Origin of the sequence: Bradyrhizobium sp. AUGA SZCCT0177 (assembly GCF_018130125.1) — a bacterium.
Classification (GTDB): Bacteria; Pseudomonadota; Alphaproteobacteria; order Rhizobiales; family Xanthobacteraceae; genus Bradyrhizobium.
This window is the reverse complement of record NZ_JAFCMA010000009.1, coordinates 133,183-159,147: the sequence shown is the minus strand read 5'-3', so window position 1 is coordinate 159,147 and position 25,965 is coordinate 133,183. Positions and strand designations below refer to the sequence as shown.

Sequence of the window (25,965 nt, the reverse complement as noted above, 5' to 3'; positions counted from 1 at the left end):
GACAATATCGCGGGACGGTATCGGCCAGCTGATGCAGGTTCAAGCCTTCGCTACCGTTGTCGGCTCCGCCGGCCGCTCCTCGCCCTTGGCCTCATTCCACAATGCGTCCATCTCGGCGAGCGAGGCGTTATCGAGCGAGCGGCCCTTGGCCGTCAACGCGCGCTCGATGTAGGCAAAGCGGCGCTCGAATTTCGCGTTGGTGCCGCGCAGCGCGGCTTCGGGATCGGCGCCGACATGCCGCGCCAGATTGACCAGGGCGAACAGGAGGTCGCCGGTCTCGCTTGCGAGCTCCTCGGTATCGCCCTTGTCGAGCGCGGCCTCGATCTCGTCGGCCTCTTCGCGGATTTTATGCAGCACGGCCCGAGGATCGTTCCAGTCGAAGCCGACGGTCGAGGCCTTGCGCTGCAATTCCATCGCGCGCGTCAGCGCGGGCTGACCGGCCTTGACGCTCGATAGCAACGATTTGGGTCCGGCCGGCTCCGGCGGCCGGCGCGCGGCGCGTTCGGCCTTCTCCTCGGCCTTGATGCGCTCCCAGGCGCTCTTGACGCCGGCCGGCTCGATGTTGCCGTCCTTGTCGGCGAAGACGTGCGGGTGCCGCCTTATCATCTTTTTCGTGATCGCCTCGACTACGTCGCCGAAAGCAAAGGCGTTCTGTTCTTCGGCCATACGCGCATGATAGACGACCTGCAGCAGGAGATCGCCGAGTTCCTCACGGAGATCATCGAGATCGCCGCGGGTGATGGCGTCGACGACCTCATGGGCCTCTTCGATGGTGTAGGGCGCAATCGTCGCAAAATTCTGTTCCAGATCCCACGGGCAACCGGTGACCGGCGTGCGCAGCGCCGCCATGATTTCGAGCAGCCGGGAAATATCGCGGGAAGGGGTCATGGGTTTACCGACGCCGGGGAAAGGACAGACCTTGGCTTTATGCCGCAAGCGGCGAACCGATCCCAGCGGAACGCGCCGAAACCGGATTGATTTCCACCGATTGGCCTGCGCGCCCGGGAATGGTAATGGGGCTCCATGAGCGATCCGTTCCAATCCGAAACCGCGCTGGTGCTGTTTTCCGGCGGACAGGATTCCACCACCTGCCTGGCCTGGGCCCTGCAGCGCTTCGCGCGCGTGGAAATGTTGGGATTCAGCTACGGCCAGCGCCACGCAATTGAGCTTGGGTGCCGGGATCGTCTGCTATCGGGCATCAAATCATTGCAGCCGGATTGGGCCGCGAGGCTCGGGGAGAGCCATACGCTGGAGATTCCGACGCTGGCGGAGATTTCCGACACCGCGTTGACGCGCGATGTCGCCATCGCGATGGGCGAGGACGGGCTGCCCAATACGTTCGTGCCCGGCCGCAATCTGGTGTTTTTGACGTTTGCAGCGGCGCTGGCGTACCGGCGCGGCATCCGCCACATCATCGGCGGCATGTGCGAGACGGATTATTCCGGCTATCCGGATTGCCGTGACGAGACCATCAAGGCGCTGCAATCCGCGCTCAATCTTGGCATGGCCAGACAATTCGAACTGCACACACCGCTGATGTGGCTGGACAAGGCCTCGACCTGGAAGCTTGCACATGATCTCGGCGGGGCAGGGCTGGTCGACCTGATCCGCGAACATTCTCACACCTGTTATCTCGGCGAGCGGGGCGACCAGCACGATTGGGGCTATGGCTGCGGCGAATGCCCGGCCTGCGCCTTACGCGCCAAGGGCTGGCGCGAATATGCGGCTACCTAGTTATTTGTCTTGACGCATTTTCTTAACGCGAACCGGTGTCCACCCCGGATCAAGTCCGGGGCAGGCTTTCGCTCGAAAACGCTTTAGCTAGTGAAACCCGAACGAGTGCGGCAACCACAGCGACACGGCGGGGATGTAGGTCACGATCATCAGCACCGCGAACATCACGTAATAGAACGGCCAGATCTCGCGCATGATGTCGTCGACCGACACCTTGCCGATCGCGCAACCGACGAACAACGTTGTACCCACCGGCGGCGTCAACAGGCCGATGCCCAGATTGAGCAGCATGACGATGCCGAAATGCACGGGATCGATGCCGAAGCTCTTGACCACCGGCAGCAGGATCGGCGTGCAGATCAGCAACAGCGGCGCGAGATCGAGCGCCGTGCCCAGCACCAGCAGCATGATGTTGAGCCACATCAGCAGCACGTATTTATTGGCTGAAATGGCGACGAAGAATTCCGTCATCTTGGCGGGCATCTGCATCACGGCGGCGATGTAGCCGAAGCAGGATGCGGTGGCGACCAGCGTCAGCACCATGGCCACGGTCTGCAGCGTCCGGTAGGCCAGCTGCGGCAGTTCCGACCATTTGTAGTCGCGGTAGATGAACATGGTGACGAAGAACGCCCAGACGCAGGCCACCGCGCCGGCCTCGATCGGCGTAAAGACGCCCGTGAGGATGCCGCCGAGCACGATCACAAGCGTCACGATGCCCCAGAGGGCTTCGACCAGCATTTTGGCGGCCTGTCGGATCGGCACCGGCTCGCCCTTCGGATGCTTGTCGCGATAGGCGTAGAACAAGCACAACAGCATCAGCGAAAAGCCCAGCAGCAAGCCGGGCAGGATTCCCGCCAGGAACAGGCTCGTGATCGAGACGACCCCGCCGGTCGCCAGCGAATAGATCACGGCGTTGTGGCTCGGCGGCACGACGATGGCCTGCAGCGAGGCGCTGATGGTGACGTTCGTTGCGAAGACCCGCGGGTAACCCTTTTTGGCCATCTGCGGGATCATGACCGAGCCGATCGCGGACGTATCGGCGACGGAAGAGCCGGAGATGCCGCTCATGATCGTCGTGGCAAGAATATTGACTTGGGACAGTCCGCCGCGAATGCGCGTGAAGCCGACGATGACGGCTGCAAAATCCACCAACCGTCGCGCCATGCCGCCCTCGGCCATGATCGCGCCGGCCAGGACAAAAAACGGAATGGTCAGCATCGACACCTTGCCGACACCGCTGGACAGTTGCTGCATGATCGCGGCGACCGGAAGGTCGATCCACAGCGCGCCGACCAGCGCGGACAGCGCCATGGCATAGGCGATCGGCATGCCGATGGCGAAGAACACACACATGCTGAGAAGGAGAACTGCGATATCCATCGGACGTCCGTGCTGGAAGAGAAACGTTATTCTATAGGGACGTGGGGATCGCCGCCGCTTGACGGCGGAGGCCCGATGGTCAGCCGTTCGATCACGAACAGCAGCATCATCGCGCCGCTGATCGGGATCGGCAGGTAAGTGATGCCGACGGAAAGCCAGGGAAACTCATCGACTGAATTTCCCCAAGTCGCCAGAGCGAGCTTCATGCCCCACACCATCATGAAAACCGCCACGGCCCCCATCAGCAGTTCGCTGATCACGGCTGCTGCCCCGCGCAGGCGAGGGGGCAGAAGATCGGTGCCCACGGTCATGTTCATGTGGATGCGCTGGCGATAGCAATTCGCGGCGCCGATGAAGGTGATGCCAACCGTCAGCAAGACGGCCAGCGGCTCAGGCCAGGACGAGGCGCTGTTGAGAACGTAGCGGGTGTAAACCGCCCAGGGAATGATCGCCGAGACCAGGACGAGCGCCGCACACGCGATCACGGCGCCGGTCCAGTAGACTGCGTTCATGGCACTGCGGAACAGTCCGGCTCCGGGATCGCCGGCCACTCCAGTCTGCGTACTCATCCGCCGGGCCTACTTCACGGCGTCGATGCGCTTGACCATCTCGGCATATTTGGCGCCGTACTTGTCCCACACCGGCTTGACCGCCTCGCGCCACGGCTTCTTGTCGACGTCCATGATCATCTCGGTGCCGGCGGCCTTCATCTTGTCGATCGCGACTTTCTCCGCCTCGTGCCACAGCACGCGCTGTTCGGCCTGACATTCCTTCGACAGTTTCTTGATCAACGCCTGATCCGCCGGCGTCAGTTTCTGCCACGAGATCTTCGAGAACACGAGCAGTTCGGGAATGATCAGATGCTCGGTCATGGTGAAGTATTTGGCGACCTGATTGTGGTTCTGGGCGATGAAGGAGGGCGGGTTGTTCTCCGCGCCGTCGATGACGCCGGTCTGCATCGAACTGAAGACCTGGTCGAAGCCCAGGGCGACGCCGTTGCCGCCAAGCGCGTTCATCGTATCGACGAACAGCGGATTGCCCATCATGCGGACCTTGAGGCCCTTCAAATCCGCCATCGTCTTGATCGGCCGCTTGCTGTTGTAGATGTTGCGCGAGCCCGCATTCATCCAGCACAGCGCGATCAGATTGGTCTTCTCATTCGCCGAAATCTTCGCCAGCAGCTCGTCGCCGATCTCGCCATCGATCACCGCTTCCATATGCTTGGAATCGCGGAAGACGAACGGCATGTTGAAGACGTTGACGTCGTCCACGACAGGGCCGACGGCGCCAACGGAAATCCGGGCCATCTGCAGCGCGCCGAGCTGGGCCTGCTCGATCATCTCCTTTTCGCCGCCAAGCTGCATCGACGGGAACATCTGAATGGTAAGGCGGCCGTCGGTGGCGGTTTCCAGCTTCTTGCCCATGCGCACCACGGCCTCGACCGTCGGGTAGCCGAGCGGATGAACGTCCGATGCTCTGATGACCATCTTGGTCTGGGCGAACGCGCGTCCCGCACCGCCGATGCCGCCCGTCGCAGCCAACGCAAACGTCGCGGCTCCAGCTCCGAGAAAATCTCTTCGCTTCATGATTGTCCTCCCTCGATGTTTTATTTGTGCCGGCATTGTTGGCCGACATCCTTATTTTCCTGATTAGACTATGCAGTCCGGATTGGCGAAGTAAACAGAATAAAAACTCCAGCGACGAGATCCGGCGAGGCGACTCGGGGCAAGTCGAGCCGCAACCCGAAACGACCGAAGCCCGTTGCCGATCGTGAACGCCATCGCTGCGGTCCCCGCTGTGAAGAACTCAGGAGTAGACACCGGGCACCGATGCTGCGGCAGATCAATTATTGGATCGAATGATCCATTGATTGGATGGTTCAGGCGCCGCCGGCCAAATCGCGGGCGATCGAGGCGTTCACCGGCAACGTGGATGCTGGACATAGACTGGCGCCAGTGCTGCGCGCGAAAATCCACCATCAGGTCGTGGAAATAACGGGCCTCAAAGGGCGCAGACGTGAGGCTAGCCGAAATCACCCGGCGTCAGCTCGATCGGCGCACCGTGCGGGGTGCGGTCGGCGGCGTGATCCCAGGCATCGCGATAGCGGTGCAGGACATCCGATGTCGTGACGCCCTTGGCGGCGACCAGCGTCTCCAGCGTCGCCAGCCAGTGCTGGTAATAGGTCTCGCCCGTATCGGGATCGCCGGCGGCCTGGGCGCGCTTGATCTCTGCGCCAAGTGTCTCCGCCCATTCCTTCCAGGTGAAAACCCCAGCTTCGTGCAGTGCCAGCGCCATCGCAAAGGCGCGGGCTTCCCAAGGCTCCCGGAACACCGGGCCATCCTCGTCGCGCGGCACGCCGGGGACGGCAACCGCCGCCCGCATCGCCTGTTGCGGGGTCAAATTCATCACACGCGCTCCAGATAGGATTCCCAGGCGTCGACCGAAATGCTGAGGGTCGGATCGGTGTCCTTGCCCCACAATTCAGTTCCGTCGAACCGCACCGTATAGAGCCATTGCGGGCTCTCGCCGACGCCGAGCGAATTGAGATCGGCGAACACGTGGCACCCGTGATTGAGCTCGATCGTGCCGAGATGCCCGCGGACATATTGCGGCAGCCGCGTGTGCGTCTGCGGATGAATCTCTTTCATCCGCACCGTTTCGCCGACCGCGAACAGCGCAGGCGACGTTGCCGTGCGTTCGGTCGAGGCGCCACGCCGGATCGTCGGCACGACGTCCTGCGGGGGCAGGGTCTTTACGTCGGGCTTGGGCGGCGAGAGCACCTTGCCGGCCTCGATTTCCTCTGATGTCACCAGTCCGCGTTCAATCATCAATGTTTCCAGACCGGCGAGCCAGATCTGGAAATAGCTCTTGCTGAGGTAGTCCTCAGGCGGACGGTTCTCGCGCGCAAAGCGCGACATGTCGATGTTCCAGCCGCCGGGACGTGACATCGCGACCGTCAGCGCGAAGGCACGGCGCTCCCATTCGCCATGAAACACCGGCTCGTTCGGCTCGGGCACGACGGGGCCAAAGCCTTTGGCGCCACCCATATCGTGCGCGCCGTCCATCAGGCGGTCTCGCCAGGCTGTTTCGGCAATCCGGTGCCGATCATGCTGTCGCGGGTGACGAGTTCGGCCAGCTGCTCGGCGCTCCAGCCGTCCGTGCCTTTGGGCCGCATCGGCAGCACGAGGTAGCGGATTTCGGCGGTGGAATCCCAGACGCGGATCCTTGTCGTCTCGGGCAGGGCGACGCCAAAATCCTGCAACACGCCGCGCGGATCGGAGACGGCGCGGGAGCGGTAGGGCGCGGATTTGTACCACACCGGCGGCAGCCCGAGCACCGGATGCGGATAGCAGGAGCACAGCGTGCACACGACCATGTTGTGCTGTTCGGGCGTGTTCTCGACCACCACCATGTGCTCGCCTTGCCGCCCGCTATAGTCGAGCTCGGCGATTGCCGCCGTCGCATCCTTCATCAGCCGCGCGTGATAGGCCGGATCGCTCCAGGCTTTTGCGACGACGCGGATGCCGTTGCGCGGGCCGATCTTCTTTTCATACAGGTCGATCAGGAGGTCGAGCGAGGCCGGATCGACATAGCCCTTTTCGGTCAGGATCGATTCCAGCGCCCGCACCCGCTGCTCGGTCTCCGACAATTCCGAATGGTCGTGATCGTGGTGGTGAAGATGGTCGTGGTGATCGTGGTCATGGCCTGTCATGCGGCCAAGATAGTCGCAAAATCCGGGCTATGTCGAGGCGAAGACTCTGCTAGCATTTGGCCATGGGGATTGGGGCAGGGCGCATCGCAATCGCGGCGGCAGCGGCCATTTCGGCTTGGCTTCCGATTTGGTTTCCGGCCGGCGATGCGCGCGCCGCCAACGGCGCCTATGCGGTCGATGCCGCCGACATCGCCGAGGTCGGCTCCTGCAAGGTCGAGAGCTGGCTGCAGGCGGCGACCAATACGGATTTTGCGGCCGTGGCCAATCCATCCTGCGCGGTCAATGTTTTCAGACCGGTGGAATTGAGCATGCAGACCGTCCGGTCGCGCAGCGACGGCGACTGGAGCAACAGCCTCGCGCCCAAAGCCAAGTGGAACTTCATTCCGACCGGAGTGGGAAGGTTCGGCCTGTCGTTCTATGCCGGCGGATCATTCGACGCGCTGACCGGAGACAACCTCACCGCATTCGCGGTCGTGCCGGTGACCTACAGACTGTCCGAGACGATGCGGATCAACCTCAACGGCGGCTGGATGTGGGACCGCATGGCCGACCGGCATTACCTGGTCTATGGCGCCGGCTTTGACTGGAAACTCACGGACACGTTGCAGTGGACCATCGAAGCGTTTGGCCAGGCCGGCCAGTCGGACGAGCCGAGCGCGATCCGGCCGCGATTCCAGACCGGCATTCGTTACCGGCCCAACGATATATTCTCGGTCGACCTGATCTACGGCCACAACATATCGGGCGAAAACGCCAATTGGATCACGCTTGGCACCACGATCCGCTTTCCCGTCCCGGGAGGCAAACCCGACCACCAGCGTACGGGCCATTTGTGAGCCTCCACGCGGCCGGTTGCACCGCCGGGCAGGAGGGGCCGGCATGCAAACAGCGCGCGGGCCGACCGCGGACTTCTGCGCTAAGGTTCTCAAAAATAACGGGTAGGGAGACGCCGCTTGACCGGGTTTGTCACCATTGAAAGAGGCCTTGGGCCCGATGGCCGTATCGCCGTCGTCCGCTTCGACCGCGGCGATGGCATCAACGCAATGTCGCCGGAGGCGATGCGCCAGCTTACCGATGCCGCCCGCAGCTTTGAGGATGACGGCGCGACCTCGGTCGTGGTGCTGACCGGCGCCGCCAAGGCATTCACGGCCGGCTTCGATCTCAAGGACCCCGAGGGCCGGGCGCGGAAAACCATGGACCTCGGCACCCTGCGCCGCCACCTGAAGCTCGGGCCGCGCCTGACGCGGGCCTGGCAGGACATGGAACAGATCACGATCGGCGCTATCGAAGGCTTCTGTGTCGGCGGCGGCGTCGCGCTGGCGGTGGCGCTGGATTTCCGGGTCATGGCCCGCGACGCCCATATGCGCGTGCCCGAGATTGGTCTCGGCATGAACATGAGCTGGCAGAGCGTGCCGCGCATGCTGCACCTGATGGGACCGGCGCGGACCAAGCAGGCCGTGATCCTGGCCGACCACCGCATCACGGCGGCCGAGGCTCATGAATGGCGGCTGGTCGAGGAGGTCGCCGATCCCGGCAAAGCGTTCGACGCCGCCATGGCGCTAGCCGCCAAGGTCGCCGCCCAGCCGCCGCTGTCGGTCGCCATGACCAAGCTGACCGTCAACCGGCTCACCCACGCGCTCGACGATCTCACCAGCCATATGGACGTCGACCAGTTCGCGCTGGCGAGCCTGAGCGAGGATCACAAGGAAGGTGTCGCTGCGTTCCTGGAGCGGCGCAAGCCGCGGTTCAAGGGGCGGTAGGATCGGGCTTCGAGCGGGCGTAGCCGTGCCGCCTCGTGGCTGTTGCCAATACCCGCGATTCGCATAAGGTATATTATGGAATATTTATATCTACAATTAGATCAGATATTTAGCGTGAATTCCTTCCAAGCCAGGTCAGATTGATCCGGTTTTTCGATCCAGACTGCCGGCCCCAAACATCTCGCAAAAGCCAACGCATGACTGCTCGCGGCTGTGTCCCGAAAACCGATATTGCCGCGGCCGGCGGACGCTGCAATAAGCCGCCCCGGCGAGATCGCTCGCAGCATCCGGTCCGCATAGGATTGGGTCTCAAGAACAACAACCCTCAAGGGAGAAACCAGATGAGCTTTTCACGACGCACGCTTCTCAAGGCATCCGCTGCGTCAGCGGTGCTGGGTGGCATCGGCGCGCCGTTTGTGGCGCGTGCCCAGGCCGCCGAATTCACCTACAAATACGCCAACAACCTCCCGGACGGCCATCCGCTGAACGCCCGCGCCAAGGAGATGGCGGCGGCGATCAAGGCCGAGACCAATGGCCGGTTCGACCTGCAGATTTTCCCGAACAACCAGCTCGGTTCCGACACCGACATGTTGAGCCAGATCAGATCCGGCGGCGTCGAATTCTTCACGCTGTCAGGCCTGATCCTGGCGACGCTGGTGCCGGCGGCGTCCATCAGTGGCATCGGCTTCGCTTTCCCGGATTACGACACGGTCTGGAAGGCCATGGATGGCGGGCTGGGCGCGTATGTCCGCGGCGAGATCACCAAGGCCAACCTCGTGGTCATGGACAAGATCTGGGACAACGGGTTCCGCCAGACCACGTCGTCGAGCAAGCCGATCAACGGGCCTGAGGACCTCAAGGGCTTCAAGATCCGGGTGCCGGTTTCGCCGCTGTGGACCTCGATGTTCAAGGCGTTCGATGCGGCGCCCGCCTCGATCAATTTCAGCGAAGTCTATTCGGCACTGCAGACCAAGATCGTCGAGGGCCAGGAAAATCCGCTGGCGATCATCTCGACCGCCAAACTCTACGAAGTTCAGAAATTCTGTTCGCTGACCAACCACATGTGGGACGGCTTCTGGTTCCTGGCCAACCGCCGCGCGTGGGAAAAACTCCCGGAGGATGTCCGGACCATCGTCACCAAAAACATCAACGCCGCGGGCGTCAAGGAACGCGAAGACGTCGCCAAGCTCAATGCCGGACTGCAGCAGGAATTGGCCGGCAAAGGCCTTGTCTTCAACCAGCCCAACGTGACGCCGTTCCGAGACAAACTTCGCTCGGCCGGCTTCTATGCGGAATGGAAGGGCAAATACGGCGAACAGGCTTGGGAGCTGCTGGAAAAGTCCGTCGGCAAGCTGTCGTAGCCGGATAGGGGTCTCAGACCCCTATCCTGTCTTTTGTTCATGCTGTGGTGCAGGGCGCTGCGATGGCTCATGCCGAACTGACCGAGAACGTGACCGGCGAGGTGGCAGAGCCCCCTCGCCGCCGTTCCCTGCTCGCGTCCACTGAAAACTTCCTTGGGATGCTGGTTGAGATCCCGGCAGCGCTCCTGGTCGTCGCCGAGATCGTCATCCTGTTCGCGGGCGTGGTGGCGCGCTACGGGATGCACCGGCCGTTGATCTGGTCGGACGAACTGGCCTCGATGCTGTTCCTGTGGCTGGCGATGCTGGGGGCTGCCGTGGCGTTCCGGCGAGCCGAGCACATGCGGATGACGGCAGTGGTCGCGAGCGCCAAGCCTGCGCTGCGCGCCTATCTCGATGTGGTAGCGACTTCGGCCGCGCTGGCGTTTCTATTGATGATTGCCTGGCCGGCCTTTGAATACGCCTACGAGGAAAGTTACATCACCACGCCGGCGCTGCAGGTCACCAATATCTGGCGGGCGGCGGCGCTACCGGTCGGCATCGCTCTGATGGCGCTGTTTGCGTTGCTGCGGCTGATGCGGGCGGGCAACGTCCGTACCGTATGCGCGGCCATCCTGTCCGTTGCGCTTGTCATCGCGGCGTTCTGGCTGCTGAAGGGCTCGCTGAAGCCACTCGGCAATCTCAACCTGATCATCTTCTTCGTTGGCGTGGCCGGCTTCTGCGTGTTCGCGGGTGTTCCCATTGCGTTCGGCTTTGGGCTGGCGACCTATGGCTATCTGGCGCTGACCACCAACACGCCGCTGATGGTGCTGGTCGGCCGCATGGACGAGGGCATGAGCCACCTCATCCTGCTGTCGGTGCCGCTGTTCGTGTTTCTGGGGTTGCTGATCGAGATGACCGGCATGGCGCGCGCCATGGTGGCGTTCCTGGCGAGCCTGCTGGGCCATGTCCGGGGCGGGCTGCATTACGTGCTGGTCGGCGCGATGTACCTGGTTTCCGGCATCTCCGGCTCCAAGGCCGCCGACATGGCTGCCGTTGCCCCGGTGCTGTTTCCGGAAATGAAGGCGCGGGGCGCCAAGCCGGGCGATCTGGTCGCCCTGCTCTCCGCCACCGGCGCCCAGACCGAAACCATCCCGCCGAGTCTCGTGCTGATCACGATCGGCTCGGTCACCGGCGTATCGATTGCGGCGCTGTTCACCGGCGGCCTGCTGCCTGGCGTGGTGCTGGCGATCACCCTGTCGGCGCTGGTGTGGTGGCGCTACCGTGACGAGGATCTGACCCATGTCGCCAGGGCCAGCGGCGGCGAGATCGTCCGTGCCTTCATCATCGCCCTGCCCGCCGTGGCGCTGCCTTTTGTAATCCGCTACGCCGTGGTCGAGGGCATCGCGACCGCGACCGAAGTTTCCACCATCGGCATCGTCTACGCCTTCGTCGTCGGCTATCTGATCTACGGGCTCTTGATCTACCGCAATTTCGACTGGCGGCGGATCATGCCGATGTTGGTCGAGACCGCGTGCCTGTCGGGCGCCATCCTGCTGATCATCGGTTGCGCCACCGGGATGGCCTGGGGCCTGACCCAGTCCGGCTTCTCGCGGACGCTGGCGGCGGCCATGACCGGCCTGCCCGGCGGTTCGGCAACCTTCATCGCGGTATCGATCGTGGCCTTCGTGATCCTCGGCAGCGTGCTCGAGGGCATCCCGGCGATCGTGCTGTTCGGGCCGCTGTTGTTTCCGATCGCGCGTGCGGTCGGGGTGCACGAGGTTCACTATGCCATGATCGTTATTCTGGCGATGGGTATCGGGCTATTCGCGCCGCCGTTCGGAGTGGGCTATTATGCCGCCTGCGCCATCGGACGCGTCGATCCGGCCGAAGGGATCAGGCCGATCTGGGGCTATCTGCTGGCGCTGATGGTGGGACTTATTATTGTGGCGATCTTCCCGTGGATTTCGATCGGGTTCTTGTAGGTTCAATTTTACTGGCGGGACAAAGCCGATGAGCGCAGCCCAGACTCCAGACCAAGGTCAATACAGCATCGGATTGGACAAGACGCCGGCGAATTACGTGCCGCTGACGCCGCTGAGCTTCCTCGCCCGCAGCGCGGCTGTCTATCCCGATGCCGTCAGCACCGTCTACGAAGGCCGCGTCTTCACCTGGTCGGAGACCCATGAGCGCTGTCGGCGCTTTGCCTCATACCTCGCCGGTCGCGGCATCGGACACGGCGATACGGTGGCGGCGATGCTGCCGAATATTCCCGCGATGAACGAATTGCACTTCGCGGTGCCGATGGCGGGCGCGGTGCTGAATGCACTCAACATCCGGCTCGACGCGCCCTCGATTGCGTTTCAGCTCGATCATGGCGGCGCCAAAATCATCCTGGTCGATCCGGAATTTTCCGGCGTGATCGCGGAAGCGCTGACGCTGATGAAGGGACCCAAACCTTATGTCATCGACGTCGACGATGCGGCATTTGCCGGCGGCAAGCGGATCGGCGAACTCGAATATGAAGCGGCGGTGGCGCAGGGCGATGCTGGTTTTGTGGCACGACTGCCCGGCGATGAATGGGACGCGATCGCGCTGAGCTATACGTCGGGCACCACGGGCAACCCGAAGGGCGTCGTGACGCATCACCGCGGCGCCTACCTCAACGCCGTCAGCAACATCCTGGCGGGCAATCTCGGCCAGCATCCGGTCTATCTCTGGACGCTGCCGATGTTTCACTGCAACGGCTGGTGCTTTCCGTGGACGGTCGCGGCCTCCGCCGGCATCAATGTCTGCCTGCGTAAGGTGGATCCGTCGAAGATTTTCGAACTGATCCCCAAACACCGCGTCACCCACATGTGCGGCGCGCCGATCGTCTACAACACGCTGATCAATGCGCCGGACGCCCCGAAGGGCGCCAAGGCGCGGCCCGTGGTCGGGTTGATTGCAGGCGCAGCGCCTCCTGTTGCCGTGCTCGAAGGCGCCGAGAGCATCGGCATCAAGCTGACGCATGTCTACGGCCTGACCGAGGTCTATGGCCCGGCGTCGGTCTGCGCCGAGCAACCGGGCTGGGACGAACTGCCGGCCGATCAGCGCGCGCAGCTCAAGCGCCGGCAGGGCGTGCCCTACCCGCTGCAGGAAGGCGTCACGGTGCTCGATCCCGAAACCATGCGCGAAGTGCCGCGCGACGGCGAGACCATCGGCGAGGTGATGTTCCGCGGCAACATCGTGATGAAGGGCTATCTGAAGAACGAGAAGGCGACGAGCGAAGCGTTTGCCGGCGGCTGGTTTCACACCGGCGATCTCGGCGTGCTCGATGCGAGCGGCTACGTCATCATCAAGGACCGCTCCAAGGACATCATCATTTCCGGCGGCGAAAACATCTCCTCCGTCGAGGTCGAGGACATCCTCTACAAACACCCGGCCGTGCTGTTCGCGGCTGTGGTCGCCAAGCCGGATCCGAAATGGGGCGAAGTGCCCTGCGCCTTCGTCGAGCTGAAGGACGGCGCGAAAGCAACCGAAGCCGACATCATCGCGTTCTGCCGCGGCCACATGTCCGGCTTCAAGACCCCGAAGGCCGTGGTGTTCGGGGTCATTCCGAAAACGTCGACCGGGAAGATTCAAAAATTCCTGCTGCGCAACCAGGTGGATTCCGCGAAGGCGATTTCGGCCTAGGTTTGTAGGGTGGGCAAAAGCGAAGCGTGCCCACCACGCTTGCGCGAATCTGACGAACGATGGTGGGCACGGCGCTTACGCGCCTTTGTCCACCCTACAGCCTACCCCTGCTCTCTCCTGACCGGTGGATAATACTGCGGCGCCTCAGCTCGCTCGTACATGCCGTAGTCGCGCATGACCTCGAAGACGCGGAAATACTCCGTCGTGGGATCGGTAAATAGCCGCGCACCGAATGCGGCACCGCCCGCTTCGTCCGGCACGTCGATCAGGTGGGCATACTGTCCTTCGCGATAGACGCTCGTGAACGCGTCACGGCGCCAATCGGTTGCGACTGGAAGTTCGGCGCTTCGCGATTCCGCCGCCAGCACATAGGTCGGCGGCCGGCGCGAAGGATCGTTGTAGGGCGTCCGCTTCTTCGCCTGCCAGACAGGTTGTCCCGGCCTTTCTTCGTGAATGACCTGAGCGACGCGAATGCGGTAGTCCGAAAAGACCTTTTCGCGGCCGGCCGTCTGGACCTCGTGATGGTGGCCGTGGGCCCGCCAGGCCGTCAGGGCGCCCTCGTCCTGCCATATCTGGTAGGACAGCAGCAGGTTCTCCTGTGTCAAACTCCTGAAGCGATCAATGAAAAGACAGCCACCCATGGCCTCAAGCTCGGGCTTCAGTGAAGCGGCGAGATTGAGATACTGGTCCCGGCGCCCGGGCCTTGTTTGAACTTCGAAGAACAGGCCGATCATTAAACTACCCTGCTTTTCTCCCAACGTAGTCCGTTTGCTCCACCCGCTCCAGCGTCAACCGTCATGGGCCGGATCACGCCAGCCTGCAGAGGCTGGCGCAGCACTTCATAATCCTGTTGGTGATGACAAGAAGCGGCGCGGCTTGAAGCGTGCGCGGACGATCTAGCTCTTTCCGCTCGCCGGCGGCTGCTCGACGAACACGACCGGCGTTCCCTTTTTGATGCTCCTGCCCAACAAGCCGGCATCCCAATTGGTCAGCCGAACGCAACCGTTGGATTCAGACTTGCTGACCGTCGAAGGGTTGGACGTGCCGTGGATGCCGTATCCTTCGGCCGACAACCCGATCCAATAGGATCCCGCCGGATTATTCGGGCCGGGTTTGATGGTGAACACCTCTTTTGATTTAACGCCCTTGAATTTGTAGTCGGGATTATAGCGATAATTCGGGTTGGCATCGACGGACACCACCTTGAGCGTGCCGCTGGGTGTCGGCTTTTCCTTACTCCCCACTGTCGCTGGAAAAAACCCGACAAGCTCACCGGACGAGGTGAAGACCTTTACCGTCTGACCTGATTTGTCCACCTCGATGCGGTCACCTTTCAATTTGGCGTCCTTGCCAGGCACGGCCGCGACCAGAACGATTTCACTAACCTGGTCGAACTTCTTCTTGGGGTTGAGAGCTTCCAGCAGCCCTTCACTCATGTGAAATTTCTCGGCGATGGCTTCGCGCGGGCTGGTGTAGCCGAGAGCTTTGAGGTGCCGCATATCTTCCATCCTGGCGGGCAGCTTTTCCAGGAAGGGTCCCTTGATGTCGCCGCTGGAAATCTTGTACTCGATAACGACAGCGTCCGAGCTCGTCCCCGCAAGCGCTTTCCATACCTCTGGCGTCAGCGCCTGAGCAGGCTTCAAGCCTTTCGCCTCGGCGAAGGCCTTTAACGCCTTCTGCGCGTTTTCGCCGAGCTTGCCGTCGATTTCTCCCGGAGAAAACCGCGCGCGATCCAGCAGGACCTGGGCCTTAATGACGAGAGGATCGACTTTCCTTTCTGCCGGAGGTTTTGCAGATTCAAATTCTGCATTGTTGATCGACGCGGCGTCCAGTCCGGCCGCCGGCAATACCAGAGAGACCCACAGAACCGGTGCGGCCAACAAGCGGCGGATCATCTCGGCTCTCCTGAAAGCGGAACTCCGGTGATAATCAGTTCGTGCCGACGAAGTTCCGCCGGGCTGCCGGAGCCTCAGCCGGTCCGCTCCAGCGTTAGCCGCATCCCGTCAAAAGCCGGGATCACGTCAGCCGGCAGGCTCTGGCGCAGCACCTCGTAATCGAGGTCGGAATGCATGTTGGTGATGACGGCGCGGCGCGGCTTGAAGCGCCCGATCCAGGACAGCGCGTCGTTGATGCTGAAATGGCTGGGATGCCCGGCATAGCGCAGCCCGTCGATGATCCAGAGCTCGAGGTTTTCGAGCAATGGCCAGCTCTCCTCGGGAATGTCGTGGACGTCGGGTGTGTAGGCGGCATCCCCAATGCGAAATCCCAGCGCGGGTATCTTGCCGTGGTGAACCAGGAAGGCGGAAAGCTCCACCGGGCCGCCCTTCCCTTGCGTGGTGTGGCTCTCGCCAGCTTCGATGGAATGACGCGTCAGGATTGGCGGGTAATCGCTACCCTCGGGCGAGATGAAGCAATAGGAGAACCGCGCCATGATGTCTTTCGCGGTCGACTGATTGAAGTAGACGGGAATGCGGCGGCGCTGGTGCAGCACGACCGAGCGCAGATCGTCGATGCCGTGGGTCTGGTCGGCGTGCTCATGCGTCAGGAACACCGCGTCGATATGGTCGACATTGGCGTCGATCAATTGCTCGCGCAGGTCGGGCGAAGTGTCGATCACGATCCGCGTGGTGCCGTGGGCGCCCGTGCGCTCAACCAGCAGCGAACAACGGCGGCGACGATTCCTGGGGTTGCTGGGATCGCAAGCGCCCCACCCCAGCGCCGGACGCGGCACGCCGGCGGAGGAACCACAGCCGAGGATCGTCAGCGTCAGCGTCATGCGGCCGCTTTCGGCGCGGGTACCTTGGAAAACAGCCGAAAGAAGTTTTCGGTTGTCTGCCGCGAAATCTCCTCAAGCGAAACCCCGCGCGCCTCCGCCAGCACCTTGGCCACCTCGACCACGTAGGATGGCTCGTTGCGTTTGCCACGGAATTTGCCGGGCGCCAGATACGGCGCGTCGGTTTCGACCATGATGCGATCGGCCGGCAGGTCGGCGGCGAGTTCGCGCAAGGCTTCTGATTTCTTGAACGTCAGGATGCCCGTGAACGAGATCGAAAGTCCAAGCGAGATCGCCTGCATCGCCAGTTCGCGTCCGCCAGTGTAGCAATGCAGCACGGCACGAAACGGTCCCTTGGCCATTTCCTCCCCGAGGATGCGACCGCAACCTTCATCGGCGTCGCGGGTGTGAATGACCAGCGGCAGGCCGGTTGCGCGCGCGGCGGCAATGTGGGCGCGAAAGCCGCGCTCCTGCGCTTCCGGCGAGCCGTCGTCGTAGAAATTATCCAGCCCCGCCTCGCCCAGCGCGACCACCTTCGGATGCTTCGTCAGTTCGATCAACTCGCTCGCGGGAATGCCGTCTTCCTCGTCGGCGTGGTGCGGATGGGTGCCGACCGAGCAATAGACGTTCGGAAACCGCTCGGCGATTTGCAGCAGCCCGCCAAGCTGCCTCACCCGCGTCGAGATCGTGACGATGCGGCCGACGCCTGATCTCTCGGCGCGTGCGACGATGCCGTCGAGATCCTCGGCGAAATCGGGAAAGTCGAGATGGCAGTGGCTGTCGACGAGCATGGCGTTCGAACCGATCAATCTACCTTTGGTTCGACGTAGCGCGGGAACACCCCGACCGGTGCCGGCAAGGCTGTACCTGCGGCGATGCGCGTGGGTAGTGCCGCAAAATTACGCGACTTGATATCTTGGGGGATACCGAGACTGTCCAGCAGCTTGCCGCAGGATTCTGGCATCACCGGTTGTGCCAGGATGGCGACCTGGCGCACGACTTCCGCGGTCACGTACAGGACGGTCTTCTGCCGCGCCGGATCGGTCTTCGCCAGCGCCCACGGCGCCTCGCCCGCAAAATAGCGGTTGGCTTCCGCCACCACGGCCCACACGGCGCTCAGCCATTGATGGATCTGCTGCGTCGCCATCGCCGTGCGCGACGCCTCCAGCATGGCGTCGGCCTGCGCGAGGATCGCCTTGTCGTTGTCGCTGAACTCGCCGGGCTCCGGCAGGATGCCGCCGAGTTGCTTTGCGATCATCGACAGCGAGCGCTGCGCCAGATTGCCGAGATCGTTGGCGAGATCGGCATTGATACGCGCGACGATGGCCTCGTGGTTGTAGCTGCCGTCCTGGCCGAACGACACTTCGCGCATGAAGAAATAGCGTATCTGATCGACGCCGTATTGCGCCGCCATGGCGAAGGGATCAACGACGTTGCCGACAGACTTCGACATCTTCTCACCGCGGTTGAGCAGGAAGCCGTGGCTGAAGACACGATGGGGGACCTCGACGCCGGCCGACATCAGGAAGGCGGGCCAGTAGACGGCGTGGAAACGCACGATATCCTTGCCGGTGACGTGCAGATTGGCCGGCCAGTAACGCTGGAATTCGGCGCTCTCGACGTCGGGATAGCCGGCGGCCGTAATGTAATTCGTTAGCGCGTCCATCCAGACATACATCACATGGGACGGAGCGCCCGGCACCTCGATGCCCCAGTCGAACGTCGTTCGCGAGACCGATAGATCCTTCAGGCCGCCTTTGACAAAGCTCGCAACTTCATTGAGCCGCTCGCGCGGCAGCACGAAGTCGGGCACGTCAGCATAGAGGGCGAGCAACTTGTCCTGATAGGCCGACAGGCGGAAGAAATAGGTCTCTTCCTCGGTCCACTCGACCGGCGAGCCCAGCGGCTCGCGGCGAATGCCATCGTCCCCGACGGTGGTTTCCGCTTCGTCGAAATAGGCTTCCTGACGCACCGAATACCAGCCGGCATACTTGTCGAGATAGATATCTCCGTTCTTCTCGATCGCGCTCCAGAGTGCCTGGCATGCCCGCTTGTGGCGCGGCTCGGTGGTGCGGATGTAATCGTCATAAGAGATGTTGAGCGCGGCCATCATGTCGCGGAAGCGCGCGGAGTTGCGATCGGCAAGCGCGATCGGCGTGAGGCCCTCAGCGACCGCGGTTTGCTGCATCTTGAGGCCGTGCTCGTCGGTTCCCGTCAGAAACCGGACATCGAAGCCGTCGAGCCGCTGAAAGCGGGCGATCGCGTCGGTGACCATCGCGGTATAGGCATGCCCGATGTGCGGTATGCCGTTCGGATAGAAGATCGGCGTCGTGACGTAAAAGACATTGCCCCGCGAAGCGGCCGAGGCCGGCGCTGCGGCGGCAGCCGGTTTCACACGCGGCGGCGCGGCCGGCTTCTTTTCGGCAGACGGGGTGCTGTTGATGGCAGCCGGCTTTTTGGGGGCTGCAACGGCTTTCTTGGCCGCGGATTTCTTCGCCGGTTTCCTTGAAGGGGCTTTGGCAGATTTCTTGGCCGCCTTCTTCGCAACCGTCTTCTTCGTGGCTTTCTTTGCCGTCTTCTTGACGGCCTTCTTGGCAGCCTTTTTCGGCGCCTTGCGTGCTTTTTTCACGACGCGCTTGGATTTCGCGGCAGGCTTTTTCGCAGCCGCCTTTTTGGTGACGCGCGCCGGCGAAGACTTGCGGGCCTTCTTCGCCTTTTTCTTTTTGGAGGTCTTGTTAGCCTTCGCCACCACGAATTTCCTTTAAACGTTCAAAACAGATTGTCTGGAATGCTAGCAGCGGCGCGTTACCGCGTGGCTTCCGCGAGCATCCCGAATACCGAGAAAACCAGCGGTTTTCGTTCCAGATTGTAAGATTCGGTATCGCGCGCGGCGCGGATGATCTTTTCCCATACCTCCGCCAGCCGTGCAAGGCGCGGCAGATTGGCGTTGGGATCATCAGCGCGCAGCTTTTCACCGATCCAGCGATCAATGCCATCGACGAAAGCGGCGAGTGCGACGCGGTCGCTGCCGCCCAGGGCGTCACCCAGCGCGTGCAATTCGCGCGGATCGACATCCGGCAGGGTCGCGAGCAGCGCCGCAGTCTTTTGCTGCAGCTTCAGCGCATCGCCGCCGAGCAGTGTCACCGCACGCGAGACGCTCCCCTCCGCCGCCTCGGCGGCTTCCATCAACGCCGGATCGTCCGCCGCCATGTTCGCGGCGAGTGCTGCTGCGCGGATGACGTCTTCGGTCGCCAGCGGTCGCAGCGGCAATTTGCGGCAACGGGACAGGATGGTCGGCAGCGCCCGCGCCGGCGAATGACTGACGAGCAGAAACAGCGATCGCTGCGGCGGCTCCTCGAGTATCTTGAGCAGTGCGTTTGCCGCATTGGGATTGAGCTCGTCGACGGTATCGACGATGCAGACCCGCCAGCCGTCGACCGCCGCGGTCGAGCCGAAGAACGAGATCGTCTCACGCGTCTCGTCGACCGTAATGACGGTGCGCATCACGCCGCGGTCGTTGAGGCTGCGCTCCAGCACCAACAGCCCGCCATGGGCGCCGTTCGTGACCTGCCGCGCAACGGGATCGGCGGGATCGACCGCCAGCGTCTCCGCGCGTTGCACGGATAGCGACAGCGGGTCGGGATGCGTCAGCACGAACCGCGCCATGCGATAGGCCAGCGTCGCCTTGCCGATGCCCTGCGCGCCGCCGATCAGCCAGGCATGCGGAATGCGGCCGCTGCGGTAGGCGTTGAGCAGTGCGATCTCGGCATCGCGATGCCCAAACAGGTCAGGCGTTTCGCGGGGATGCCGGACTGTGGTGTCCTGCTCGACCTTGCGGGCGCTCATGCGGAACTCGCCGTCGAGGAAATAGCGAACAGGTGATCGCGCAAGGCCTTCCAGACGTGGGTGGCGACTGTGTCGGTATCGGCATTGGCATCGATCAGCGCGCAGCGCTGCGGGTCTTCGGCGGCGATCTGCTGGTAAGCGTCGCGCAGATCCTGATGGAACTTGACGTCCTCCGCCTCGAAACGGTCGGGAGCGCCGGTGCCGCGGCGGACGGCGGCGCGCTTCAGTCCGACTTCAACGGGGATATCGAGGATGATGGTCAGGTCCGGCTTGAGGTCGCCGATGGTGACCCGCTGCATGGCGTTGAGCACGGCGGGCGAGACCTGTCCCAGCCGCCCCTGATAGGCACGCGTCGAATCCGAAAACCGGTCGCACAGCACCCAGATCCCCTGGCTGAGCGCGGGCTGAATCACCGTGCGCACATGGTCGTCGCGGGCGGCGGCGAACAGCAGCGTTTCCGCCTCCGGCCCCAGCAATTTGCCCATGCCCGACAGCACGAGATGACGGATGATTTCGGCGCCCGGCGAGCCGCCGGGCTCGCGGGTGACGATCGCGCGCAGTTTTGCCGTTGCAAGCCGATCGGCAAGTTTCTTGATCTGCGTGGACTTTCCGGAGCCCTCGCCGCCTTCGAACGAAATGAACTTTCCGCGTCCCGAAGGCCGGCTAACCGTTGCTTCGGCCATAATCAGAGCTTCTCTGCGCTCGCGCGGAACATGCCGATGACAAGCTCGCTGGCGCCGTCGATCGCCCGGCGCATCGTCGAACCGGTCGCGACCGCCTCCGCAGCATAGACCGGCGCCTCCATCGCGACATTGCCGCCGCGCCAGACCCGCACCACTCCGACCGGCTGGCCCTCGGCGACCGGCGCCCGCACCGGGCCGTTATAGACCAGGCGCGCGATCAGTTTTTCGCTACCGTTCTTCGGCACCATCACCTTGATCGGCTCGCGGCTCGCCAGCTTGACCGCTCGGCTTTCACCGCCGAACACCTTGGCGTATCCGACCTGTTGATTGGCCGCGAACAGCGTCCGCGCCTCGAAATTGCGGAACCCCCATTCCAGCATTTTCTTGGCTTCCGACGCGCGATCGTCGGGGTCTTCAAGCCCGTTGATCACGACAATCAGCCGGATGTCGTTCTGGACGGCGGAGCCGACCATCCCGTAGCCGCCGTCCTTGGTGTAACCGGTCTTCAGCCCGTCGGCACCGTTAAGCGAGTTCAACAGCGGATTGCGGTTCTGTTGCCGGATCTTGTTCCAGATGAATTCCCTCTCCGCGAACAGCTTGTACATGTCCGGATAGGTCAGGATGATATGACGCGAGAGGTTGGCCAGTTCCCGCACCGTCATCTTGTTGGCGGGATCGGGCAGCCCGTTTGAATTGCCGAAGGTCGACCTGGTCATGCCGAGCTCGCGCGCCCGCTTGGTCAAGAATTCGGCGGCAAAGATCTTTTCGTTTCCGGCCATCCCCTCGGCGAGCGCGATGCAGGAGTCGTTGCCGCTCTGGATGATCGCGCCCTTCAGGAGGTCGTCGACCGAAACCTTGCTGTTGAGGATGGCAAACATGGTCGAGCCGCCCGCCGGCGCGCCGCCTTTGCGCCAGGCGTTTTCGCTGATGCGGTATTCGTCGGTCAATTTGACCTTGCCGGTCTTGACGGCGTTGAACACCACCTCGGCCGTCATCAGCTTCATCATGCTCGACGGCGCCCGCAACTCGTCGGCATTCTTCTCGAACAGCACGCTGCCGCTGGTGCCTTCGATCAGGATCGCGGTCGGCGCGTCGCCGTCAAAGCCACCCTCCGCTTCCTTCTTGGCGCCCTGCACGCTGTTGTTGGCGGCGTAGACGATCCCGCCCCATCCGACGGCCAGTGCCAGCGTGGTCGCGATCAGGCCCCGCCACGGACGTGCGGCCGCGGCGTCAGATTTGCGGGAAACGGGTCTGTCGGCAGCCATTGGCGATGTCCTGAATCCCGGCGTTCTAACAGTTGGAAGTATCGCAAACAACACAGGTTTTTGGACTTGTGGATCAGCCGATCCAATTGCGGCGCCGACCGAACGACCGTATCCTTCCCAAGCGCTGCAATTTCCCGACAAGATACGAAAAACAGGGCGGAAACGCGATGCCATCCTCACGCACCATTTCCGCAAGCGGGATCGAGTTGTTTGTGCTCGAGCAAGGTCAGGGTCCGCTGGTGCTGCTCTGTCACGGCTGGCCGGAACTGTCCTATTCGTGGCGGCACCAGATCCCTGCGATCGCGGCAGCCGGATTCCATGTCGTGGCGCCGGACATGCGCGGCTTTGGCCGCAGCAGCGCGCCCGCCGAAATCGGGGCTTACAGCATCTTCGACAATGTCGGCGACATGGTCGCGCTGGTGTCGGCGCTGGGCGAAAAGCAGGCCGTCATTGTCGGCCATGATTGGGGCGCGCCGGTTGCATGGCACGCGGCGATGTTCCGCCCGGACGTCTTTACGAAAGTCGCGGGCCTCAGCGTACCGCCCCCATTCCGCGGCCGCGGCCGGCCGCTGGACAGCCTGCGCGACGGTGGAATCACCAATTTCTATTGGCAATACTTTCAGACCCCCGGCGTTGCCGAGGCCGAGTTCGAGCGGGATGTCGCCTTGACCATGCGCCTGGTGCTTGGGCGCGGGGTGTCCGACCCGGCCGCGCTCTACATCACCGAGGGTAAGGGCTTTCTCGGCAACATCAGCCCCGTCGTGAAGCTGCCGGATTGGCTTGATGAGGCCGACATCGCCTATTTTGCCAAGGTCTATCGCGAATCCGGCTTCCGCGGCGGACTGAACTGGTACCGCAATCTCGACCGCAACTGGGAACTGACCGCCCCCTGGCAGGGCGCCCAGATCCATCAGCCGTCATTGTTCGTCGCGGGGTCGAAAGATTCCGTTATCACCGGCCTGATCGGCGCCAAGCGCGTCACGGAACTGGAGCGGGTGCTGCCCAACCTGCGGCAAAAGCTGATCATCGACGGCGCCGGTCACTGGATTCAGCAGGAACGGCCCGATGAGGTCAACGCCGCTTTGATAGCCTTCCTGAAGAATCAGTAGAGCCCGCGCCCGCTCAGAACCTCGCTCGGGCCCCGCGGATCGATCGGCAGATAGGCCGAGCGCGGCGTGGCCGCATAGCCCGCCTCGTTTTCGTAAGACACCGCACGTGGATTTTCCAACGCCCGGCCGCGCGAGCGGTTGGAGGCCGATATTTCCGAGGTGGCATTGATCGAGGCGTAGTCGGCCGAGCTGTTGCCGAGGCTATAGGGCCGCCCTTCCGGCATCGGAACTTCGCCCCGGATCCGCCCCGCGGAGGACGGCATCTCGGGAACGAACGGCCGGGCGGAAGCCACCCGCACCGTGGATGGTGATGGCGCCGGAACGCCGGTCCGCAAGGTCGCCATCAGCTGGCGGTCGTCGGAACCCTCCAAGGGGGCCCGCCCGACATATTCAACACGTACCTTGGCGACACCATTGCTTTTGAAATCAAGGAGTTCGGCCGCCTTGTTCGAGACGTCGATGAGGCGGTTGCCATGGTATGGGCCGCGGTCATTGACGCGGACGACCAGCGATTTGCCGTTACGCAAATTGGTGACGCGGGCGTAGCTGGGGATCGGCAGCGTTGGATGGGCTGCGGTCAGCGAGAGCATGTCGAATACTTCGCCATTGGCGGTCAGCCGGCCATGGAAATCGTCGCCATACCAGGAGGCCATGCCTTCCGCACGATAGTCGGGGTCTTCCTCGGGCACGTAGACCCGGCCGGCCACGGTGTAGGGCTTGCCGATCCGGTAGGTGCCGCCGCCCTTCGGCACGGGTTCACCCATCGCCACCACCCGGGGGCTTGAGGAAACGCCGTATTTGGGATCGACGCGGCTCGCGAACTTGCCCGACGAGGCGCAATTGGCAAGCAGGAGACAGGCGGCCACGGCAGCAGCACCACGCGCCACCCGGACCATCGATTTCGACCGTCGAATCCCCATTTGCCCCAAATACCATTCTCGCGGCCGCATGCCTACGTAGAGGCTGCATGGCCTGATTCCTTGATACGGCCCACCTCCGCACCAAGTCGTAAAGATATCGCAACCCGAACACGGCGGAAATGCGGTGCGCGCCGCCGTGGTGAATCAATGGTTGCTATCCACCGTCGCCTCGGGATTGCCTCGGTCCCCCGGCGATTTACGGGCTTCATTGTGACGATCGCCCATAGACCATCCCTGCCCTGTCCCGCTTTCAGACAATCTGTTGCAGCAAATCATCACTCGGCCCGGACTTTCGTTTTGGCCACGGAATCTTTTTGACTGTGCAACGGCGCAGTCGTTCTGTGCGTGCAGGGGCGCAAAGGATTTGTGCGATGATTGAGACGGTTACAGCGATTATGGGCCTGGTGAGCGCGGCGATTTTCCTGGCTCATGCATTCGAAGGCTATCGATCCCGGGCCTGAGTTTCAGGCCCTGCTTGAGGCTGAGCCCCAAGCAGAAAGACGCATCACCTCTTTCGAGGCGGGAGATTCGGAAAGCTTTAATCAATTCGGACGAGCATCCAGAGTGGCAGGTGTATCATGCGCAACCACGATTTGGTCTCTAACGGATTCCTCGCACTGACCACGGCCAGCCTGGTGCTGCTGTGCTCAAGCTTGCTGGCTTTCGCGCTCGGCTAGACCGCAAGCCTTCCGCATTGCTGGGCGGGATGGCACCGTCACCGCGCGAATCGACGCTTTCCCCGGCGGCACGCCCCTAGCAAAATGGTAGCAAGCCCGTTCACCACTTGTTCGTAGGCGGTGACTTCCTTAAGCCGATTCCGAAATTTTTAATAAATGCGGACCAGCCTCCAGTTAGCGGCAGGAGGTGTACCATGAGTAATCATGACTTCGTGTCTGACGGGTTCCTTGCGCTAATCGTCACCGCCCTTGTGCTGTTGTGCTCAGGTTGGCTCGTTCTCGCCTTCAGCTAGTCCTGGGAGGGGGGCCTCGTCCCACCTCTGGACGTAGGGCGTCGCGCCGGGCGATTGAAAAAGGCCACCTGAGGCCAATCGGCCGAGGGCTATGCGTGGTCCTTCCGGTGGATTTCCCTGCGAGTTAGGCAGCGTGCGGCGCACAACGGGGAGTACCGGGCCTGAAGGCGAAAGGAATAAAATGAGTGACTCGCTTTTCTGCGAGCGGAAAAAGTTGGGAATTGCGGTTTACGGGCTCGTTAATGCGGGACTATTCGCACTGAGCGCGTCGGTCGCAGCCGCTGCCGAGATAAAGTCCCTTAATCTCAAAGACGATCACGTCGAAATTTCCATCTCCGGCAATATTTTGCCTGGCGATGCTGACTTACTGCAAGCGCGCATCAAAGCGGCGAATGACGCGGGTAAACTGGTGACCTTGCTGCGGTTGCACTCTGATGGCGGCAACTTGCGAGAAGGTGTCCTGCTGGCAGCCGTGGTCAAGTCTGCAAAAATCTCAACGAATGTAGGGCGGGACGCAACTTGCGCATCGGCGTGCTTTCTCATTTTTGCGGCCGGGGAAACAAAAACCGCAAACCATCGCGCCCGCATCGGAGTGCATGGCGCCGCCGATAAAGGGGCCGAGTCTCGTTCTGCAACACAGTCGATGGCTAGCGTTGCAAAAGAATTGGGAGTTACCTCGTCAATCATTCGCCGCATGTTAATCACGCCATCCAGCGAAATGGTCTGGCTTAGTCTCGCAGATCTTCAATCGATGGAAACGAATGTCACTCGCGGCGGCGACGGGCCAGAGCGATAATGAGC

General features: G+C 62.6%; 25 protein-coding genes. 9 read left to right on the top strand and 16 right to left on the bottom strand.

The genetic code is table 11. The features are described from left to right. Positions 1-39 precede the first annotated feature (39 nt). The gene (gene mazG / locus JQ597_RS13060) at positions 40-888 is read right to left on the bottom strand and encodes a nucleoside triphosphate pyrophosphohydrolase (protein WP_212264658.1); all 849 of its coding nucleotides are present in this window, start codon (positions 886-888) and stop codon (positions 40-42) included. A 135-nt stretch (positions 889-1,023) separates the two neighbouring features. Between mazG and queC the strand changes: the two genes are divergently transcribed. Then, a complete protein-coding gene (gene queC, locus JQ597_RS13055) occupies positions 1,024-1,734 on the top strand; it encodes a 7-cyano-7-deazaguanine synthase QueC (protein ID WP_212264656.1) in 711 nt (236 codons plus the stop codon). 87 nt (positions 1,735-1,821) lie between these two features. Here queC and JQ597_RS13050 read toward each other — a convergent pair whose 3' ends face one another. The 6 genes from JQ597_RS13050 to nthA all read right to left on the bottom strand — a co-directional run bounded on the left by JQ597_RS13050 (position 1,822) and on the right by nthA (position 6,826). Further along, positions 1,822-3,114 (bottom strand): TRAP transporter large permease, encoded by a 1,293-nt coding sequence (locus JQ597_RS13050; protein ID WP_212264655.1) that lies wholly within the window; start codon positions 3,112-3,114, stop codon positions 1,822-1,824. 26 nt (positions 3,115-3,140) lie between these two features. Beyond that, positions 3,141-3,683, bottom strand: a complete 543-nt coding sequence (locus JQ597_RS13045) for a TRAP transporter small permease (protein ID WP_212264653.1) — start codon at positions 3,681-3,683, stop codon at positions 3,141-3,143. Between the two features lie 9 nt (positions 3,684-3,692). After that, positions 3,693-4,700, bottom strand: coding sequence for a TRAP transporter substrate-binding protein (locus JQ597_RS13040; protein ID WP_212264651.1), 1,008 nt, complete (start codon positions 4,698-4,700; stop codon positions 3,693-3,695). A 436-nt stretch (positions 4,701-5,136) separates the two neighbouring features. Beyond that, positions 5,137-5,520: a nitrile hydratase accessory protein gene (locus JQ597_RS13035; RefSeq protein ID WP_212264650.1), complete on the bottom strand. Its 384-nt coding sequence runs from the start codon at positions 5,518-5,520 to the stop codon at positions 5,137-5,139. After that, positions 5,520-6,179 (bottom strand): nitrile hydratase subunit beta, encoded by a 660-nt coding sequence (gene nthB, locus JQ597_RS13030; protein WP_212264648.1) that lies wholly within the window; start codon positions 6,177-6,179, stop codon positions 5,520-5,522. The genes JQ597_RS13035 and nthB overlap by 1 nt, the downstream gene beginning before the upstream one ends. After that, positions 6,179-6,826, bottom strand: a complete 648-nt coding sequence (gene nthA / locus JQ597_RS13025) for a nitrile hydratase subunit alpha (protein WP_212264647.1) — start codon at positions 6,824-6,826, stop codon at positions 6,179-6,181. Before nthA ends, nthB begins: the two co-directional genes overlap by 1 nt. Before the next feature lie 62 nt (positions 6,827-6,888). Between nthA and JQ597_RS13020 the strand changes: the two genes are divergently transcribed. The 5 genes from JQ597_RS13020 to JQ597_RS13000 all read left to right on the top strand — a co-directional run bounded on the left by JQ597_RS13020 (position 6,889) and on the right by JQ597_RS13000 (position 13,598). Then, positions 6,889-7,662 carry a PA4824 family protein gene (locus tag JQ597_RS13020; RefSeq protein WP_212264645.1) on the top strand — a complete coding sequence of 258 codons (774 nt, stop codon included), beginning with the start codon at positions 6,889-6,891 and terminating at the stop codon, positions 7,660-7,662. A gap of 117 nt (positions 7,663-7,779) precedes the next feature. After that, positions 7,780-8,586: an enoyl-CoA hydratase/isomerase family protein gene (locus tag JQ597_RS13015; RefSeq protein WP_212264643.1), complete on the top strand. Its 807-nt coding sequence runs from the start codon at positions 7,780-7,782 to the stop codon at positions 8,584-8,586. Between the two features lie 341 nt (positions 8,587-8,927). Beyond that, positions 8,928-9,947 (top strand): TRAP transporter substrate-binding protein, encoded by a 1,020-nt coding sequence (locus tag JQ597_RS13010; RefSeq protein ID WP_212264642.1) that lies wholly within the window; start codon positions 8,928-8,930, stop codon positions 9,945-9,947. Positions 9,948-10,009: 62 nt separating this feature from the next. Then, on the top strand, positions 10,010-11,908 hold the full coding sequence (locus tag JQ597_RS13005) for a TRAP transporter large permease (RefSeq protein WP_212264640.1): 1,899 nt from the start codon (positions 10,010-10,012) through the stop codon (positions 11,906-11,908). Between the two features lie 28 nt (positions 11,909-11,936). Continuing rightward, the gene (locus tag JQ597_RS13000) at positions 11,937-13,598 is read left to right on the top strand and encodes an acyl-CoA synthetase (RefSeq protein ID WP_212264638.1); all 1,662 of its coding nucleotides are present in this window, start codon (positions 11,937-11,939) and stop codon (positions 13,596-13,598) included. 101 nt (positions 13,599-13,699) lie between these two features. Here JQ597_RS13000 and JQ597_RS12995 read toward each other — a convergent pair whose 3' ends face one another. From JQ597_RS12995 to metG, 5 genes are all read right to left on the bottom strand, one after another. Continuing rightward, a complete protein-coding gene (locus JQ597_RS12995; protein ID WP_212264637.1) occupies positions 13,700-14,332 on the bottom strand; it encodes an antibiotic biosynthesis monooxygenase family protein in 633 nt (210 codons plus the stop codon). A 162-nt stretch (positions 14,333-14,494) separates the two neighbouring features. Further along, positions 14,495-15,493 carry a L,D-transpeptidase family protein gene (locus tag JQ597_RS12990; RefSeq protein ID WP_212264635.1) on the bottom strand — a complete coding sequence of 333 codons (999 nt, stop codon included), beginning with the start codon at positions 15,491-15,493 and terminating at the stop codon, positions 14,495-14,497. A 74-nt stretch (positions 15,494-15,567) separates the two neighbouring features. Continuing rightward, positions 15,568-16,374, bottom strand: coding sequence for an MBL fold metallo-hydrolase (locus tag JQ597_RS12985; protein WP_212264634.1), 807 nt, complete (start codon positions 16,372-16,374; stop codon positions 15,568-15,570). Beyond that, complete coding sequence (locus tag JQ597_RS12980; RefSeq protein ID WP_212264632.1) at positions 16,371-17,162, bottom strand: TatD family hydrolase; 792 nt, start codon at positions 17,160-17,162, stop codon at positions 16,371-16,373. The genes JQ597_RS12985 and JQ597_RS12980 overlap by 4 nt, the downstream gene beginning before the upstream one ends. 14 nt (positions 17,163-17,176) lie before the next feature. Next, positions 17,177-18,766, bottom strand: coding sequence for a methionine--tRNA ligase (gene metG, locus JQ597_RS12975; RefSeq protein ID WP_349628823.1), 1,590 nt, complete (start codon positions 18,764-18,766; stop codon positions 17,177-17,179). 46 nt (positions 18,767-18,812) lie between these two features. On the opposite strand from metG, the gene JQ597_RS38275 reads away from it, so the two are divergent. Further along, positions 18,813-19,136: a hypothetical protein gene (locus JQ597_RS38275; protein ID WP_349628822.1), complete on the top strand. Its 324-nt coding sequence runs from the start codon at positions 18,813-18,815 to the stop codon at positions 19,134-19,136. 40 nt (positions 19,137-19,176) lie between these two features. Here the strand turns inward: JQ597_RS38275 and JQ597_RS12970 are convergent, their stop codons facing one another. The 3 genes from JQ597_RS12970 to JQ597_RS12960 are packed head-to-tail and all read right to left on the bottom strand — an operon-like array spanning position 19,177 to position 22,165. Continuing rightward, complete coding sequence (locus JQ597_RS12970) at positions 19,177-20,217, bottom strand: DNA polymerase III subunit delta' (RefSeq protein ID WP_212264629.1); 1,041 nt, start codon at positions 20,215-20,217, stop codon at positions 19,177-19,179. Next, the gene (tmk, locus tag JQ597_RS12965; RefSeq protein ID WP_212264627.1) at positions 20,214-20,900 is read right to left on the bottom strand and encodes a dTMP kinase; all 687 of its coding nucleotides are present in this window, start codon (positions 20,898-20,900) and stop codon (positions 20,214-20,216) included. Before tmk ends, JQ597_RS12970 begins: the two co-directional genes overlap by 4 nt. 2 nt (positions 20,901-20,902) lie before the next feature. Then, a complete protein-coding gene (locus tag JQ597_RS12960; RefSeq protein ID WP_212264625.1) occupies positions 20,903-22,165 on the bottom strand; it encodes a D-alanyl-D-alanine carboxypeptidase family protein in 1,263 nt (420 codons plus the stop codon). 167 nt (positions 22,166-22,332) lie between these two features. Between JQ597_RS12960 and JQ597_RS12955 the strand changes: the two genes are divergently transcribed. Beyond that, the gene (locus tag JQ597_RS12955) at positions 22,333-23,274 is read left to right on the top strand and encodes an alpha/beta fold hydrolase (RefSeq protein ID WP_212264624.1); all 942 of its coding nucleotides are present in this window, start codon (positions 22,333-22,335) and stop codon (positions 23,272-23,274) included. Here the strand turns inward: JQ597_RS12955 and JQ597_RS12950 are convergent. After that, the gene (locus JQ597_RS12950; RefSeq protein WP_212264622.1) at positions 23,268-24,194 is read right to left on the bottom strand and encodes a septal ring lytic transglycosylase RlpA family protein; all 927 of its coding nucleotides are present in this window, start codon (positions 24,192-24,194) and stop codon (positions 23,268-23,270) included. The two genes, JQ597_RS12955 and JQ597_RS12950, sit on opposite strands and share 7 nt — an antisense overlap. Positions 24,195-25,345: 1,151 nt before the next feature. On the opposite strand from JQ597_RS12950, the gene JQ597_RS12945 reads away from it, so the two are divergent. Beyond that, positions 25,346-25,960 carry a COG3904 family protein gene (locus JQ597_RS12945; RefSeq protein WP_212264620.1) on the top strand — a complete coding sequence of 205 codons (615 nt, stop codon included), beginning with the start codon at positions 25,346-25,348 and terminating at the stop codon, positions 25,958-25,960. Positions 25,961-25,965: the final 5 nt, after the last annotated feature.

Bases quoted from the DNA above. Each gene is read 5' to 3' on its own strand.
- mazG (WP_212264658.1), bottom strand. From the start codon at position 888: ATGACCCCTTCCCGCGATATTTCCCGGCTGCTCGAAATCATGGCGGCG.
- queC (WP_212264656.1), top strand. From the start codon at position 1,024: ATGAGCGATCCGTTCCAATCCGAAACCGCGCTGGTGCTGTTTTCCGGC.
- JQ597_RS13050 (WP_212264655.1), bottom strand. From the start codon at position 3,114: ATGGATATCGCAGTTCTCCTTCTCAGCATGTGTGTGTTCTTCGCCATC.
- JQ597_RS13045 (WP_212264653.1), bottom strand. From the start codon at position 3,683: ATGAGTACGCAGACTGGAGTGGCCGGCGATCCCGGAGCCGGACTGTTC.
- JQ597_RS13040 (WP_212264651.1), bottom strand. From the start codon at position 4,700: ATGAAGCGAAGAGATTTTCTCGGAGCTGGAGCCGCGACGTTTGCGTTG.
- JQ597_RS13035 (WP_212264650.1), bottom strand. From the start codon at position 5,520: ATGAATTTGACCCCGCAACAGGCGATGCGGGCGGCGGTTGCCGTCCCC.
- nthB (WP_212264648.1), bottom strand. From the start codon at position 6,179: ATGGACGGCGCGCACGATATGGGTGGCGCCAAAGGCTTTGGCCCCGTC.
- nthA (WP_212264647.1), bottom strand. From the start codon at position 6,826: ATGACAGGCCATGACCACGATCACCACGACCATCTTCACCACCACGAT.
- JQ597_RS13020 (WP_212264645.1), top strand. From the start codon at position 6,889: ATGGGGATTGGGGCAGGGCGCATCGCAATCGCGGCGGCAGCGGCCATT.
- JQ597_RS13010 (WP_212264642.1), top strand. From the start codon at position 8,928: ATGAGCTTTTCACGACGCACGCTTCTCAAGGCATCCGCTGCGTCAGCG.
- JQ597_RS13005 (WP_212264640.1), top strand. From the start codon at position 10,010: ATGGCTCATGCCGAACTGACCGAGAACGTGACCGGCGAGGTGGCAGAG.
- JQ597_RS13000 (WP_212264638.1), top strand. From the start codon at position 11,937: ATGAGCGCAGCCCAGACTCCAGACCAAGGTCAATACAGCATCGGATTG.
- JQ597_RS12995 (WP_212264637.1), bottom strand. From the start codon at position 14,332: ATGATCGGCCTGTTCTTCGAAGTTCAAACAAGGCCCGGGCGCCGGGAC.
- JQ597_RS12990 (WP_212264635.1), bottom strand. From the start codon at position 15,493: ATGATCCGCCGCTTGTTGGCCGCACCGGTTCTGTGGGTCTCTCTGGTA.
- JQ597_RS12985 (WP_212264634.1), bottom strand. From the start codon at position 16,374: ATGACGCTGACGCTGACGATCCTCGGCTGTGGTTCCTCCGCCGGCGTG.
- JQ597_RS12980 (WP_212264632.1), bottom strand. From the start codon at position 17,162: ATGCTCGTCGACAGCCACTGCCATCTCGACTTTCCCGATTTCGCCGAG.
- JQ597_RS38275 (WP_349628822.1), top strand. From the start codon at position 18,813: ATGGCAGCCGGCTTTTTGGGGGCTGCAACGGCTTTCTTGGCCGCGGAT.
- JQ597_RS12970 (WP_212264629.1), bottom strand. From the start codon at position 20,217: ATGAGCGCCCGCAAGGTCGAGCAGGACACCACAGTCCGGCATCCCCGC.
- tmk (WP_212264627.1), bottom strand. From the start codon at position 20,900: ATGGCCGAAGCAACGGTTAGCCGGCCTTCGGGACGCGGAAAGTTCATT.
- JQ597_RS12960 (WP_212264625.1), bottom strand. From the start codon at position 22,165: ATGGCTGCCGACAGACCCGTTTCCCGCAAATCTGACGCCGCGGCCGCA.
- JQ597_RS12955 (WP_212264624.1), top strand. From the start codon at position 22,333: ATGCCATCCTCACGCACCATTTCCGCAAGCGGGATCGAGTTGTTTGTG.
- JQ597_RS12950 (WP_212264622.1), bottom strand. From the start codon at position 24,194: ATGGGGATTCGACGGTCGAAATCGATGGTCCGGGTGGCGCGTGGTGCT.
- JQ597_RS12945 (WP_212264620.1), top strand. From the start codon at position 25,346: ATGAGTGACTCGCTTTTCTGCGAGCGGAAAAAGTTGGGAATTGCGGTT.